Here is a 14,714-nt window from a genome sequence, read left to right as displayed (position 1 = left end):
CCTACCCGGGGCCGCGGCGGTGAAGGTGAGCCTGTACGACCTGGCGGGACGCCGGGTGACGACGGTGGTGGACCGGGTGCTGAGCGAAGGCAAGCACGTCGCGGCGCTGGAGGTGGGCGGCATGCCGGCCGGGGTGTACATACTGCGGCTCGAGGTCGGCGGCCGGGTAGCGGCCAAGAGGCTGGCGGTAGTGCACTAGTATTCGACCCAAGGCTATGCCGGGGCGGCCCGAAGGCCGCCCCTTTTTAATTTCGAATAACCGCGCGCGGGTGGCGGCCGGCGTGGGGCGGCCAAGGGCGGAGCTTCCGATTGCGAAGCACGATGCCCGGGGTGGCCGTTTGCCATACGCCGCGTTGCAAAAGCCGACTTTTAGTTTTGACACGTGTATGGCGTTGTGTTAGCATAAACGTTCGGAGCGACTTGCGAAGACTTCGTTGGAGGAAAAAATGTCTGACGATAGCGCCGCACGCGGCAAAAGGCCGACGGCGATATTAGTCGCGGGCCTTGTCGGTTTTTGGCCGGTTTTATTTATCTTGATAATGTGGGCGCTGACGCAGTGGGGCGGTGCCCCGGGCGAATTTTCGCTCGCGCCCCGAGAGACGACGCGCAACGTCGTCGTCCTCATCGTGGCGCTGGCGGCGACGCTGGTGCTGGACGTGGGGACGGTCGTCGTCGGCGTCCGCGCGCTAAAGCGACCGTTCTCCCGGGGCCGAGCCGTGGCCGGCGTCGTCCTGGCCGGCGTCGGCGCTTTGGCGATATTGTTGTTGTTGGGGGCCGGCATCGCGCTGAGCATTATTTTCGGCCGCGGCGGCGACGGTAAGCTGTCGTTGGAGGAGCGCGTAAAGAAATGTCGCTCGAACCAGGAAAAGATCGCGATCATGTTGGGGCCGGAGATGTGGGGTTTCGACCACCCGGACGCGCGGCCCGAGGATTTGAAGGAATTGGATTTATCGCCCGAGGGGGACCTGGTGAAGCCTGAAGACGGGCCGGCGTATACGACGGACCCGGCCGTTTTCGATTGCCCGGCCGACGATGACGAGGGCGACGTCGATTACGCCGTGAGCATAACGCCGGAGGGCGAGATCGAAGTGCGCTGTATCGACCCGGCCGGTATAAAAGAAGGGCACAACCCTTAAAGTAACTTTATGGAAGAGCCGAGGCTAGCGGAGGCCGAGCTGCGGGCTTTCGACGCGGGCGTGTCGCTGGGCGACTACCTCCGCGTCGTGATACGCCGCAAGTGGGCGGTCGTGATAATATTCTTGACGACGGTGGTTTTGGCGACGCTCGTCAGCCTTCGCATGCCCAAGGTGTACCAGACGTCGGTAACGGTAAAGGTGAGCCAACGGGTCGTGGGCCAGACCATACTGCCGACGTTCTATTACGACCCCTTCTTCCTGGAGACCGAGATAGAGATGATTCGCAGCCGCGCGCTCCTGACGACGGTGGCGAATCGCCTCGGGATGACGTACCGGGTTGCCGCCGCGCCGCCCCGCCTTCGCGACGCCGTAGCTCGAGCCGAGTTCGTAGAGGGAACGCCGGCCGGCGACCTCGTTGTTACCTTCACCGGGCCCGGTACGTTTAAAGTAGACTTCGACGGCCGCCCCGCGGGTACGGGACGGCCGGGGGAATTTTTCGAAGCCGAATTCGGTACGTTGCTCCTCGAGACCGACCGGGCCCGCGCCGGGGACAAGATTATAATTAAAACGCAAAAGGTCGACGCCGTCGTCTCGGGTTTGATAGCCTCGGTTCACGTCAAACCGGTGGAGAACGTCAATATGTTGCGCGTGGTCGTCAAAGGCCGCGACCCCAAGAAGGTCTCCCGCCTGGCCAACGTCGTCGCCGACGTATACGTCGAGGCGAGCCTGGAGGAGAAGAAGCTGCAAGCGACCACTACGCGTATATTTATCGAAGAGCAGATCGAGCGGACCGCGAACAACCTCCGCGAGGCCGAAATCGCGCTCGAGACCTTCAAGCGCGAGACCGGGATACTGGATATGAGCGCCGAGACCAGGCAATACGTCACGTTGCTCGGCAACCTCGAGTCGCAGCTTTTGGAGGAGAGCCTGGACCGGCGGATATCCGCGGTAGAGCTGGACATATTAAAACGGCGGCGGGCGGCGCTCTCCGGGGAAGGTGAAGCTTTCCCCACCGAGGAGGTCCTGATATCGCGTTTCGCCGCCGGCAGCGCGTTGCAACAACTCGAAAACCGGATCATCGAGTTGCAGCGCCGCCGCGCGGAGTTGGTCCAGACCCGGACGCCCGAGCACCCGTTGGTCGGGGCCGTGGACGCCGAAATCGCCGCCGCCGAAGGCGAGCTCAGACGCGGGCTGTCCGACGCGCTCGAGCACGGCGAGCTCGCCACCAACGTCGAGCTGGGGGAAGAGAAAGTGGCGATGATCGAGGAAGCCATCGCCGACTACCGGGACCTCACGGCCTCGTTGCCTCGAAAGGAAATGGAGCTCAATCGCCTCGTCCGCGCCTATCAGGTGAACGAACAAGTTTACACCACGCTGCTGGAGAAGCTCCAGGAGGCCAAGATCAACGAGGCCATGCGAACCGCCGACATCAGGGTCGTCGACTACGCCCTCGTGCCCCGGGTCCCCGTAAGCCCGAACTACGCCAAGAACATTTTGGTGGGGATATTGTTGGGGGTCTTCCTCGGCGTCGGCGTGGCGTACATGCTCGAGTTCGCCGACACCTCGCTCAATACCGTGGAGGAGGTGGAGCGCCGGCTCGGCACGCCGGTGATCGGGATAATACCGCGGATCGGGGGCGGCGGCGTAAGCCGGTTGGTGCAGAGGGCCGGCGAGTTCGATTATTATTTCGCGACCCACACCTACCCCAAGTCGCCGGTGGCCGAGGCTTTCCGTACCCTCAGGACGGCGATTCGCGCCTCGGGCGTCGACGTCGAGGTAAAAAAGGTTTTGATAACCGGCACGGGCTTGGGCGACGGGAAGACCATAACTTCCGTTAACCTGGCCATAATATTCGCCCAGGCCGGCGACGCCGTCGTACTGGTGGATTGCGACCTCCGCCGCGCGACGGTTCACCGGGCGTTCGGCGTGGAGAGGGTCCCCGGTTTGGCCGAAGTGATAATGGACCGGGCCGAGCTCGACGAGGCTCTCCAGCCTACCGGCGTGGAGAATTTGACGATATTGCCCAGCGGCGTCGTGCCCCCGAACCCGTCGGAGCTTTTAGGCTCGAAGCGATTCGAGACGGTTTTGGGCGAGTTGGCCGCCAAGTTCGGCCGCGTCGTTATGGACGCGCCCCCGGTCCTGGCCGTGACCGACGCCCTCGTCTTGGGGGGGCTCGCCGACGGCGTATGTTTCGTGGTATGCGCCGGCCGGACCGACCGAAACGCGGCCCGCCGCGCGCTGGAGATGTTGGAACGTTCCGGCTGCAGGGTTCTGGGGGTTGTCTTCAACCAGGTTGAGATGTCGCGCGTTTTCGGCGCGTACGGCTACAAATATTACAGTCAATACTACCAGGCTTACACCGAACAGGACGGGCCCTCGTGATAGGTATTCCGGCGCGGCGCCTCGTCGCGCGCGCGCTGGACGGCAACGCGGTAGACGTCGGCGCTTTGGTCGCCGCCCGGCGAGCGTGCGGCTCGTGGAGCCGGCTGGCCGATATTTTAAACGAAGAGCGGCTGGCCCCGCTTCTGGCGTACCGTCTCCGCGGCCGCGATTTTCCGGCCGACGACGACTTCAAAGAAAACCTGCGTTCGCTGGTGCCCGAAGTCCTCGCCGCCAACCTGATTCGACGGAAATTGTACGAGGAATTCCGGGATAAATTCGCCGCGGCGGGCGTACCCGCGCTTCCCATAAAGGGGGTAGACGTAGCGTTTGCCGTTTATCCCAGCCCCGCGTGCCGACCCATGACCGACGTAGACGTCCTTGTGTCGCCCGATAGTATCGAAGCGGCCGCGAATATCCTCGAGCGCGAGGGGTTCGTGCCTATAGCGCGGCGACCGCCTTGGTGGCCGGGCAGTACCTTTTTACGGAGCGGCGAGGCCGTTGATTTGCATTGGAGTCCGGCCGCGGCCGCCCCGCCGCGTCGGGCGTCGTCGTCGGACTTCGTTCGCAACCCCGAAGCCGTGACGGACGAGTTCCGTTTATTGGTATCGGTGTGTCACCACCAAAACCATTTCTTTTCGTTGCAGTTGCTCGACTATTACGAAGCGCTCTTGCTTGCGGGCCGCGTTTCGTGGCCCCGCTATTGGCTTTTGGCCCGGCGGTGGGGGGCGCTGCGAGCGACGCAGTTCGTTCTCGCGATGGCGCGGTTTTTCTTCGACGGAGCGTCTACCGCCGGGGAATTCGGTATCCTGAAGACGCTGGCCCGAACGGCCCTGTCGGGCGGTTACGCGGGCCGCGGCATACGCGCGGCCGCCGTATACGCGGCTTCCCTCGACAATCCGGCATCGGCCCTCGTCTGGGGTTTGCGGAACTCCAAGTGGACGAAGCGAATCGTGACGCGCGGCCTTTGACCGAAGTGACTTTTGAAGGATAAAGGAAGGTGAACGTTCTTTGAAGCTGCGCGAATTTTTCGACCGCGCGTTGGCCGTCGGCCGGGCCAACGACCCCCGCGGCGAGGACGGCGTCTTGGCGTACCTGGCCAAAGAACGCCGAACGTACGAAGGTTTGACCGACGACGCCAAGCCCGACTTTGACGTCGACCGCCTGACGAACCCATACCACGACACCCGCGTACTCAACGGCGCGGACGACACCGACGTGAAGGCCATAATGGTGGGGATAGACTTCGAGGTCGGCGAGCTGGTCCTGGCGGACCGGCTCCGCGAGCGCGGCGGCCGGGTCGACCTCTGCGTGGCCCACCACCCGGAAGGGTACGCGCTGGCCAACCTCTACCGCGTTATGGAGATGCAGGCCGACGTGCTGGCCCGATTGGGCGTTCCCATCACAGTAGCCGAAGGCATTCTCGACCCCCGCCTCCACGAAGTTAAAAGACGTTTATTGGTGCAGAACCATACCCGGGCGTTGGATGCGGCGAAGCTCCTGGGTTTTCCGTTCGTATGCTTGCACACGGTGGCGGATAACTGCGTCACCAAGTTCCTCCAAGGCCGCTTCGACGCCGAGCGACCGGACACCCTCGCCGACGTAGTAGGTTTGCTAAAGGCGCAACCGGAGTACGCCGAGGCCAAGCTGCACGGCGCCGGCCTGCAAATCCTGGCCCGCTCCATAAAATCGGAGCACAACCCGGCGCGTATTCGCGCGGGCGAGGTCTTCGTCGATATGACCGGCGGTACGGGCGGTTCGAAATGGATGTTCGAGAAGTTGGCTACCAACACCAAAGTCGGCACTTTCGTCGGCATGCACGTCTCCGAAGATAGCTTGGAGATAGCGAGGGAGAATCACATCAACGTCGTAATCGCGGGCCACGCTCCCTCCGACTCGCTGGGATTGAACCTCCTCCTGGGCGGCGTTATGGCGGGAGAGGAGCTGGACGTAACGGCGTGTTCTGGATACATACCCGTGAAGCGCAGCTGACGCCGGGGCATTAACTTAAGGAAGGTGCGGAATGAAGGATTTAATCGGCAACGTTTTTGATCGAGTTAAGGCGGAGGGCGCGAGCTACGGCGACATCCGCGTCTTACGCCGTCGCAGCGAGAGCCTGGAGGCGAAGAACGGTAAACCCGAAACTATCGCGGCCACGGAGACCGAGGGTTTCGGCGTACGCGTTGTCGTCGACGGCGCCTGGGGTTTCGCCGCGTCTTCCAAGTTGGGCAAGGACGAGATGTTCCGCGTGGCCTCGCAGGCCGTGGCCATCGCCCGGGCGAGCGCGCGCTTCAAGGCCGAGGACGTCGTCCTCGCTCCGCAGGAGGCGGTCGTGGCCTCGTGGGCCAACGTCGTGGGCGAGGACCCGTTCGCCGTCCCGCTCGAGGAGCGGATGGACCTGCTGGTCCGCGCGACCGAGGAAATGAAACGCGGCGAGCAAATAAAGGTGTCGGAGGGGTTCCTGCAGTTCTGGCGCACGGAGAAAATTTTCGCCTCCACCGAGGGCGCCTTTATCGAACAGAAGATCGTAGAGTCCGGCGGCGGCATCGTCGCCACCGCGGTATCGGACGAGGATATCCAAACCCGTTCGTACCCCAACTCCTTCCGCGGCAACTTCGGCACCGTCGGCTACGAGGCCATCCGCGACCTCGACCTCGTGGGGCACGCGCCGCGCATCGCCGACGAGGCGGCCCAGCTCCTGGCGGCGCAGGTCTGCCCCACGACCGAGACCACGCTCATCATCGGCCCGTCGCAGCTCGCGCTTCAAGTGCACGAGTCGTGCGGCCACCCCATCGAGCTCGACCGCGTACTGGGCCAGGAGGCCGCGTACGCCGGGACTTCCTTCCTGACGCTCGACAAGCGCGGCCATTTCAAGTACGGCTCGCCCATCGTGAACATCGTCGCCGACGCCACCGTGCCCGGCGGCCTGGGCACCTTCGGTTACGACGACGAGGGCGTCCCGGCGCAGCGCACCGATATCGTGAAGGAGGGCATCTTCGTCGACTACCTCACCAACCGCGAGACGGCGCCGGTGCTGGGGCCGGAGGCGCGGTCCAACGGGACGGCGCGCGCCGAGTCCTGGAACAACATCCCCATCATCCGCATGACCAACATCAACCTCCTACCGGGCGATTCGTCGCTGGAGGAGATGATCGCGACCACCGACGACGGCCTCTACGTCGAAACCAACCGTGCCTGGTCCATCGACGACAAGCGCACCAACTTCCAGTTCACGACGGAGTGGGGCCGCCTCGTCAAGGACGGCAAGCTCGGCGCCGTCGTCAAGAACCCCACCTACACCGGCAAGACGCCCGTCTTCTGGGGCAACTGCGACGCGATAGGTGGCGAAAGCGAGTGGTATATGTGGGGGACGCCCAACTGCGGCAAGGGCCAACCGGGCCAGGCGATGCACGTAGGCCACGGCACCGCCGCGGCCCGCTTCCGCAACGTCAACGTCCAGGGGACGTAACCATGTTATGTAGGGGCCGGCCTTGAGGCCGGCCCGCCGTGGTGGACAAGGGGCTTAAGCGTGGGTGAGACAGTGGGCTTAAGCCCACTGTCTAATGCGACACCGCGGCTTCCGTTAAATTAGCGTCCAGGGGGCTATTGATATTTAGTAAATAAGCAAGGCCGGGCGCGAACCCGGCCTTTTTTACGTTTATCGGGAATTGGGCGTCGGTCGTCGCGAGGCGGCCGTTTCGTTTAGGGCCGGGCCGCCGCGTCGTGATATTACGGATTTGACCACGACGGATAATTTTGCTATAATGTAAAAGTCAACAGGGAGGTTCGCTATGCTTACGAGTAAGGGAATCACCGCAATCGCGGGGGTTTTGGCGTGCGTGGCCGCGTGTTCCTGGGCCGGGCCCGGGTCCGTGATAAGCTCTTTCAAGGTGACCGAAACGGGGGATAGTCCCTTCGGCGCATACCGGGACGCGGACTACGTTTACGTTATCCACATGATGGGGCCGCTTTTTCACTACGCCATGAAATATACGCCGACGGGGAGCTATGTCGGGATTTCGAATTTCCAGAATTGCCGTTTCGTTCCCGAAGACCCCGACCACAGTTACCTCGGGTCCTCGTACATAACCCTCGCCGTAGAAGCCGGAGTGGTCACTTACCCGAAATCCGGCGGGTCGTGGGCGCGTTGGGACCACGTCGAGCTTACCGAGACCGTCGGCTACGCCCATCGCCCGGGTAGCCCGTATTATTTCGTCACCGTTTGGCCCGAAGACAGCGACATTATCGTCTACCGGTTCAACACCGGCGGCAGCCTCATTAGCTCCTTCGTACCCGATTACGGTTTGAAATTGGCCGCTACCGACGGCTTCGCGCGCGCTCCCGGCGAATATTTGATAACCTTCGGCGGGTCGATCTGCGCCGTCTACGAACCGGCCGGGTCCCTGGTCGCGACGTTCAACCAGGAGGCCGGTTATTCGCTTTACGGCGGCGCGGCCGGGCCGGGGTACCCCGCTGCCTACGGCACGACGCTCTGGGCGTTAGCGATGCGCGGTTACCAAAATAACGTCGTCTATCAAATCGACCTGGGTAACGAAGTAATCCCCGCCGTAGCGCCCGCGTCCCTGGGTAGGGTAAAGGCTCTGTTCCGCTAAGGTACCCCGTACGCGATAAGGCCGGCGTTTGACGCCGGCCTTTTTTATTGGTTATTACCGCACCCGTCGCCTCGTTTCGGGCGGCGGGGGTCGATCGCGCCGTTATGTAAAAAAGGGGAGCCGCTACCGGTTCCCCTTTTAAGTGGGTGTAAACTGGAATCTAGAACGCGACGTCGATCGCGGCGCCGGTTATATTCTCCTTGACCGCGTCGGCCTTACCGGTTTTCCGGTAGGCGTATTCGGCGTGGAGCGCGACGTTCACCGCTTTCCAGTCGCCCAGGTAGTAGCGGGCGAGGCCGGCGTACGAGACCACGGTCGAGCTCTCATCGGAGGAGGGAGGCGCAACCCAGTTGTACAGCACGCCGGCGACGAGCTTATTGTTCGCCAACGTCGCCCAATCCAGTTCCGCGAAGCCGCCGGAATATTTGTAGTCTTCGGTCGGCGCGGCGGCGTTGAAGGCCATGTCGTCGAAGCCCTGCAAGTAGAGGGCGCGCAGGTTGAGCGTTTGCCAGTTCAGGCTGACGTCGCCGCCCAGGCGATACACCGGCTTGTTTGCGCCGCCGTCCAGCTCGCCCCACGGCGATACGATGGGCGAGTCGAAAGCCGTCGGCTGCCAGCCGTAGTACCCGAAGAGGCCTACCGCCTGGCCGGAGCTTTGGCCGTCGCCCGGGCCGAATACCTTGAGTACGTTAAGGTATACGTCCTTGTTGACGTTGTTGTCCGCGAAACCGCCGGTGCCGTTGACTACGCCCAGGCCGTACTTGAAGCCGTTGCGGAAGTGGCCCGTGGCCTCCAGGCCTAATTGGTTTTCGCCGTAGGGAAGGGCCGAGGCGCCGCCGAAGTCGTATATCTCGTAGGGTTGGAAAATGAAGTAGGAACGGCGGGGAGATATCGGCCAATACGCCGGTTCGAACCTTCCGGCGCGGACGTTTAGCGCCCGGCGTACGATATTCGAGAAGACGACGTTGGCTGACTCCAACGAGCCCAACTGCGACGGCTCGGGTACGCTGCCGACGGCGCCGTACACGGCGGGGAAGTCCAGCCGGGGCGTATAGACGAAGAAGGCGGATATGTTTTTGTGGAGAAGGCCGCCGGCGAGGAGGTCGAGGCCGGCTACGTTGAAGCCGGAAGTCGTGCCCTTAACTTCCCCTTGGCCCTGGTCCGGTTGGGTGGCGTTGTATACCGTTACGACCGGGGTGGTGCGGAGGGCGATGGGCGGCGCGGCCGTGTCGAAGACCGTTTTCTCGGTACCCTCTTGCCCGAGGAGTTGGTAACCCGAGTCGCGGTAGCGCTGGCCGAAGTCGTTCAGCTTCGGGAACGCCGTATGGCACATGGCGCAGTTGAACGCGGTTTTCCGGGCGAACGCCGGGATGGCCAGCGCCGCCGGGGCCGACAGCAGCAATACCCCGACGAGGACGGCGCTCCTTATATTCATTTTTCCCATATCGTCCTCCTTTACCGGGGAAGTTGGTCGGCGGGAATGCCGGGTTCGTTTGCCACTTCGGCGTTGAGGCTGGCCAGGCCGTGTTCGATGAAGGCCACGAGCGCTTCGACTTCGCGTTCCGAGAGGCCCAACGGGACCATCAACGGGTCGAGGTTCGGGTTTGCGCCGCCGCCCTGGTTGTAGAACCGGATTACGTCCTCGATGGTTTTCTCGCCGCCGGTATGCAGGTAGGGCGGCCGGGCGCCCGCGTCCCGCGCCGTGGGGGTTTTGAACGCGCCCTTGTCTTTCGGGTTCTTCGTCACCTCGTAGCGGCCGTCGTCGCTCGCGAGCGGCCCCGTCTGCGGGACGCCCAGATTATGGAAGCGGCCGTCCGAGAAATTCGGGCCCCAGTGGCAGGAGGTGCAGTGCCCCTTGCCGTTGAAGACCTCGAGGCCTTGGCGCTCCAGGGGCGTAAGCGCCGAGTTTTCTCCCCTGGCGTAGCGGTCGAAAGGCGAATCCGTGGTGACGACGGTGCGCTCGTAGGCCGCGATCGCCTGGCCCACCTGTTCGATGGTGATATACGGCGTCCCGAAGACGTCGCGGAAGGCGCCGACATACGCCGGTATCCCCTCGAGGCAGGCGACGCAAGCGTCGTGGGTAAAGCCCATCTCGACCGGGTTCGCTATCGGGCCGATGGCCTGTTCCTCCAGGCTCGCGGCGCGGCCGTCCCAGAATTGGAGAGGATGGTATGCCGCGTTCGATACCGGCGGCGCGCGCCGGCCGCCCATTTGGCCCGCGATGCCTTCGCTGGTGGGCCCCGCGTCCGACCAGCCGTGGGCCGGGTCGTGGCACGTGGCGCAACTTACGGTGCCGTCCGCCGAGAGCCGCGGGTCGAAGTAAAGCTGTTTGCCGAGGAATATCTTGGCGTTATCTTGCGGGTTAGTCGCGGGAGCCGTTACCGCCGGGAGCGGCCCCAGCGGCAGGGGCCCGACGCCGAGCGCGTCCGCCGCGGTTACGGGCGAGGCCGGATTATTTCCGGGTACGGCGCCCGCCGTACAAAGCACGAGCATCAAGCCCGCCAGTAAAAAGTATTTGTTCATGACACCTCCTCGGAGAGAAAGAAACGTCCCTATGCGGCCAGATTATAAACTCTAAATCGTTTTGTTGTCAAGCATTTATTTATGTGTAATAACCTTATATATATTCGCCTGAGTTAAAGGCATTTCGGAAGAAATCGGCCCGCGGTTTTGTGGCCTCTGACGTGAAATTCAGACCGGTATGACGAAAAAAACGCCGGCCCCAAGAGCCGGCGTTTCGTTTCGCAGCGTTACAATTATGGTTTCAATAGATTTTTTAACACCTCGCCCGCCTTGCCGCGCCGGCTCTCGTCGGCCAGCGCCGTGAGCGGCGTCTCGGTGGGATTGACTTCGACGACGTACGCGCCGGCGCGCTTGGCGAGTTGCGGCAGGTACGCCACCGGGTAGACGACGGCCGACGTACCGACGACCAACATCAAGTCGCACGAGTTGGCCGCGGCGAAGGCCCGGCCTATCGCCTCCTCCGGCAGCGCCTCGCCGAACCAGACGACCCCCGGCCGCAACAGGCCGCCGCATTCGTCGCACTTGGGCGGCAACTCCGGGAAGGGTAGCGTGCGGTCCTCGCGGCTCGAGCCGCAGGAGGTGCAGCGCACCCGCCAGATGTCGCCGTGGACCTCGAGCAACTTGCTCGAGCCGGCGAGACGGTGCAGGCCGTCGACGTTCTGCGTCACCAGGAGGAAGTCGCCGCGGTGCTCGCGCTCCAGCCGTGCGATGAACTCGTGGGCCGGGTTGGGCTTGCAGGCCGCGACCAGCTCCCGGCGCCACTGGTACCACTCCCACACCAGCTTGGGGTCGCGGGCGAACGCGCCCGGCGTCGCGAGCTCTTCGGCGCGGAAGTTGCGCCACAGGCCGTCCTCGCCGCGGAAGGTGGGGACGCCCGACTCCGCCGACACGCCGGCGCCCGTAAGAACGACGACGCTGCCGGCGTCGTCTACGGTCTCTTTTATTTTATCGGTAAACAAGGCCGTGCTCGCTAACGCTCCCACGTCGTACGGTATACCGAGTTTACGCGCAGGTACGCCGACAGCGACGGCGATATATCGGTGAGGAATTCGTTGAGGTTAGTGATGAACGTTTTGGGGACGACGACGACGTCGCCTTTCTCTAGGGGGATGTTGAGCGTGATGGCGCCGTCGTCTATGACCTGTTCCATATCTATCCGCATGACTTTGGGTTCGGCGTAGAACGCGCGCACCACCATCGTGCTCGCCCGGGCGGCGCTGCGCTCGTACCCGCCGGCCTCGGCCACCGTCTCCAACAGCGTCGTGCGGCCTTCGAACCTGTACACCCCCGGCTTCTTGACCTCTCCCAGGACGTAGATGACGCAGGAGTTGTACTCGCCGACCTCGACCGTTACCTGCGGGTCTTTGTAGTACGCCGACAGCTCGTCGCGCAGCGCGCGGTTGAACGTCGGGAGAGGGACTCCCGCGGCTCGAATCTCGCCCACGTACGGGAAGACGATTTTGCCGTCGAGGCGGACGGCGTAGTTGCCGGTGAGGTCGGTTTCGCCGGCGACGCGGATGTTCAGTACGTCCGTTTCGCCGATTACGTACCCTTCCGGCGCGAGCGCTTCTTCGGCCACAGCCGCGGGGGGTTCCTCGGCCGCGACCGCCGCCGCGCATAGCGCCGCGCCCAGCATTACCGAAAATTTTTTCCGCATACCGTTACCGACTCGAGGCGCGTGCTTTCTTCGGGCCTTTGCGCGTCGGTTTCTTCTTCGCGGGCCGGCCTCGCGCGCCGCCGCTTTTGCGCGAAAATTTCTCGAGCTCTTTGAACAAGCCGTCGACCTCGCGCTCGAGGGCCGCGATTTTCTTGACGTGCTTTTTCACGGCCGCGTCCGCGCCGACGTCGGCCTTCGCCAGCGATAGCTTGTAAGTTTTTTCGCCGAGCTCGGCGCATAACCGTTCTATGCGGCGGCGACGTGCGAAGATGCGAAGGCGGAGGGCCGCGGCCAACGACAGGTCCTCGGCTCGAGCCGCGGCGTACGTTACGCCCTCCTTCGCGATGCTGACGCCCTTCTCGATGGTTTTCTTGATATCGTCCATTTGCACCATATCGCCACCTTCCGCCTAATTCTACAATAACCGGGCGGGTCTCGTCAAGCGGGAGAATAGCCTTTTGCTTGACACCCGCGGGGCGGTGCCTTAATATACCTTTCAATGGCGAGGCCGGCTCGGCGGATAAAGTTGAGCGGCGCGGGAGCGGCGCTGGTATTAGTTCTCGCTGCGGGCACGGCGACGAGCTTTTACCGCCTCGGCGTCCACAGCCTTTGGTATGACGAAATTACCGGCGCCCGCGTCGCCGACTTGCGTAGCGCGGCCGATATCTTGGCCGCTCGCAAGATGGACTCCCACCCGCCGGCAACCGCGCTCGCGGAGCACTGGAGCAGGAGAGCGTTCGGCCTGTCGGAGTGGTCGTTAAGGTTGCCGGCGGCGCTGGCGTCGGCGTCGTCGCTGGTATTCATCTTCGCGGCGGCGGCCGCGTGGGGGGACGCGCGCGTCGGGGCGCTGGCCGGCGCGCTGGCGGCGTTTTCACCTTCTTTCGTATATTTCGCCCACGACGCACGGCCGTACGCGCCGGCGATGTTTTTCGCGGCGGCGGCATCCGCCTGCTTCCTCTTCGCCTTTCGGGGCGGCCGGAAGTACGTCTGGTTTCCGTTGTATGCCGTCTTCGCCGCGCTCGCCCTCTATAGTCACTACTTCGCGGCCATCGTGATAGCGACCCTTGTCGCCGTAGCGGCGCTCGGGTGGTTGCCGGCGCTCCGGCCGCGCCGCGTCAGCGCGACGGGCCGTTACGCGGTAATCTTCGCGCTGTTGGTTGTCGCGACGTGCGCCGCCGTCGCCGCGGCCTGGCCCGCCTTTGGGAAGGCGTTGTACGACCGCGACCGCTTCCCGGGCGGCGAGATGGCGGTGACGCCGTCGTTGTTGTGGGGCGCTTTCGCGGTCGCGGGTTGGGGCCGGGCGGCGGCCAACGTCCTTTTCCTGGGCGCCTGGGCCGTGGGGGCGGCATCCATATGGCGCCGCGCGGGCGCCTTCGCCGGGACCGCGGCGCTGGCCTTGGTCGTATTGCCGGTGCTCTTGCCGGTGGTAGTAATAAGATTTACGACCCAATATTGGAACCCGCGGTTCTCGTACTTCGCGTTCCCGGCGGCGATGGCGGTGGCGGCGTTCGGCTTCGTAGCTTGGGCGAAATGGATAGCGGCCGCGTCGCGACGGAGTTTCGGCGCCGCGGCGCTGGCGGTCGTATTGGCGGCGGGGGTTGCCCGGGCCGTCGCCGACGACGTCGTAGCTTTGCGCGTGCTGTACGGGACGCCGGTTCAGGATTTCAGGGGGGCGGTAGCGTTAGTGAACCGGAATCGGAACTGGCAGACCAAGGTGCTGGTGTGGCCTTACCGCAACCTCGACTGTTACAATTTCTATACCAAAACGCAAGGCGGCCCCGGCGCGATGGCGAAGCCGCGCCCGCGCATCTATAAGACGCTCGAGCGGTGGCCGCGCGTCTTCGTCGTGTGTACCGACGGCGAGTTCACGGGCGAGCTCCTGGAGCGTTTCCCGGCTACGGTCTCGTTCCGCCTTAGAGGGGTGGACGTTTTGTACCACGACTCGTCGCACGGCAGCGCCGCGGAATTGTACGAGAAGCTTCCCGGGGATTTGGTCGGCGTACCGCCCGAGGTAATGGCGAACGCCCTCGGCAAGCACGCGTTGCGCGCCGGCCGCGGTAAAGTCGCGTCGGGATATTTCGAGAACGCGCTGGCCGTCGAAAAGCGTAACGAAGCCGCGACTTTCGAGCTCGCTAACTTGTACGCCGGGCGCGGCGAATACGAAAGGGCTTTGCGGCTCGCCGGGGATTACGTCCGCCGGTACCCGCACGAGTCTTGGCCCTACACCAGGGTGGCCGAAATTTATTACCGGCGCGGCGACAGGAATTCGGCGATAGCCCACTACCGCCGCGCGCTTTGGCTCGAGCCGTCGAAGGACCGGTGGCGGGAGCGTTTTACGGACTTGGTAATGCACCGGCCTTTTTTCCGCGGGTTCTTCGGCTACTCCGACCCCCGTTGGATGTGAAG

General features: G+C 63.7%; 13 protein-coding genes. 8 read left to right on the top strand and 5 right to left on the bottom strand.

All coding sequences use genetic code 11. The features are described 5' to 3' along the window. From VMX79_05205 to VMX79_05175, 7 genes are all read left to right on the top strand, one after another. Positions 1–199: T9SS type A sorting domain-containing protein (locus VMX79_05205; protein HUV86491.1), on the top strand; the 199-nt coding region annotated here is incomplete at its 5' end. Positions 200–446: 247 nt separating this feature from the next. Further along, a complete protein-coding gene (locus tag VMX79_05200) occupies positions 447–1,136 on the top strand; it encodes a hypothetical protein (protein HUV86490.1) in 690 nt (229 codons plus the stop codon). Between the two features lie 9 nt (positions 1,137–1,145). Next, positions 1,146–3,518, top strand: a complete 2,373-nt coding sequence (locus VMX79_05195) for a polysaccharide biosynthesis tyrosine autokinase (protein HUV86489.1) — start codon at positions 1,146–1,148, stop codon at positions 3,516–3,518. Then, positions 3,515–4,486, top strand: coding sequence for a nucleotidyltransferase family protein (locus VMX79_05190; GenBank protein HUV86488.1), 972 nt, complete (start codon positions 3,515–3,517; stop codon positions 4,484–4,486). Before VMX79_05195 ends, VMX79_05190 begins: the two co-directional genes overlap by 4 nt. Before the next feature lie 40 nt (positions 4,487–4,526). After that, positions 4,527–5,507 (top strand): NGG1p interacting factor NIF3, encoded by a 981-nt coding sequence (locus VMX79_05185; protein HUV86487.1) that lies wholly within the window; start codon positions 4,527–4,529, stop codon positions 5,505–5,507. 31 nt (positions 5,508–5,538) lie between these two features. After that, positions 5,539–6,984: a TldD/PmbA family protein gene (locus tag VMX79_05180; GenBank protein ID HUV86486.1), complete on the top strand. Its 1,446-nt coding sequence runs from the start codon at positions 5,539–5,541 to the stop codon at positions 6,982–6,984. Between the two features lie 322 nt (positions 6,985–7,306). Further along, positions 7,307–8,128, top strand: coding sequence for a hypothetical protein (locus tag VMX79_05175; protein HUV86485.1), 822 nt, complete (start codon positions 7,307–7,309; stop codon positions 8,126–8,128). Between the two features lie 160 nt (positions 8,129–8,288). On the opposite strand, the gene VMX79_05170 is transcribed toward VMX79_05175, so the two are convergent. The 5 genes from VMX79_05170 to VMX79_05150 form a co-directional block, all read right to left on the bottom strand. Continuing rightward, positions 8,289–9,572, bottom strand: coding sequence for a hypothetical protein (locus VMX79_05170; GenBank protein ID HUV86484.1), 1,284 nt, complete (start codon positions 9,570–9,572; stop codon positions 8,289–8,291). A gap of 11 nt (positions 9,573–9,583) precedes the next feature. Next, complete coding sequence (locus VMX79_05165; protein HUV86483.1) at positions 9,584–10,651, bottom strand: cytochrome c peroxidase; 1,068 nt, start codon at positions 10,649–10,651, stop codon at positions 9,584–9,586. A 233-nt stretch (positions 10,652–10,884) separates the two neighbouring features. After that, on the bottom strand, positions 10,885–11,610 hold the full coding sequence (locus VMX79_05160) for an NAD-dependent deacylase (GenBank protein HUV86482.1): 726 nt from the start codon (positions 11,608–11,610) through the stop codon (positions 10,885–10,887). Between the two features lie 11 nt (positions 11,611–11,621). Then, positions 11,622–12,308 carry a polysaccharide biosynthesis/export family protein gene (locus tag VMX79_05155; protein ID HUV86481.1) on the bottom strand — a complete coding sequence of 229 codons (687 nt, stop codon included), beginning with the start codon at positions 12,306–12,308 and terminating at the stop codon, positions 11,622–11,624. Between the two features lie 4 nt (positions 12,309–12,312). Continuing rightward, positions 12,313–12,702 (bottom strand): hypothetical protein, encoded by a 390-nt coding sequence (locus VMX79_05150; protein ID HUV86480.1) that lies wholly within the window; start codon positions 12,700–12,702, stop codon positions 12,313–12,315. Between the two features lie 132 nt (positions 12,703–12,834). On the opposite strand from VMX79_05150, the gene VMX79_05145 reads away from it, so the two are divergent. Further along, on the top strand, positions 12,835–14,712 hold the full coding sequence (locus VMX79_05145) for a glycosyltransferase family 39 protein (GenBank protein HUV86479.1): 1,878 nt from the start codon (positions 12,835–12,837) through the stop codon (positions 14,710–14,712). The last annotated feature ends 2 nt before the right edge of the window (positions 14,713–14,714 follow it).

The sequence above is a fragment of the bacterium genome, assembly GCA_035529855.1.
Lineage (GTDB): Bacteria > RBG-13-66-14 > B26-G2 > WVWN01 > WVWN01 > WVWN01.
This window is presented reverse-complemented; position numbering and strand designations above follow the sequence as displayed.

Bases quoted from the DNA above. Each gene is read 5' to 3' on its own strand.
- VMX79_05200 (HUV86490.1), top strand. From the start codon at position 447: ATGTCTGACGATAGCGCCGCACGCGGCAAAAGGCCGACGGCGATATTA.
- VMX79_05195 (HUV86489.1), top strand. From the start codon at position 1,146: ATGGAAGAGCCGAGGCTAGCGGAGGCCGAGCTGCGGGCTTTCGACGCG.
- VMX79_05180 (HUV86486.1), top strand. From the start codon at position 5,539: ATGAAGGATTTAATCGGCAACGTTTTTGATCGAGTTAAGGCGGAGGGC.
- VMX79_05175 (HUV86485.1), top strand. From the start codon at position 7,307: ATGCTTACGAGTAAGGGAATCACCGCAATCGCGGGGGTTTTGGCGTGC.
- VMX79_05170 (HUV86484.1), bottom strand. From the start codon at position 9,572: ATGGGAAAAATGAATATAAGGAGCGCCGTCCTCGTCGGGGTATTGCTG.
- VMX79_05165 (HUV86483.1), bottom strand. From the start codon at position 10,651: ATGAACAAATACTTTTTACTGGCGGGCTTGATGCTCGTGCTTTGTACG.
- VMX79_05155 (HUV86481.1), bottom strand. From the start codon at position 12,308: ATGCGGAAAAAATTTTCGGTAATGCTGGGCGCGGCGCTATGCGCGGCG.
- VMX79_05150 (HUV86480.1), bottom strand. From the start codon at position 12,702: ATGGTGCAAATGGACGATATCAAGAAAACCATCGAGAAGGGCGTCAGC.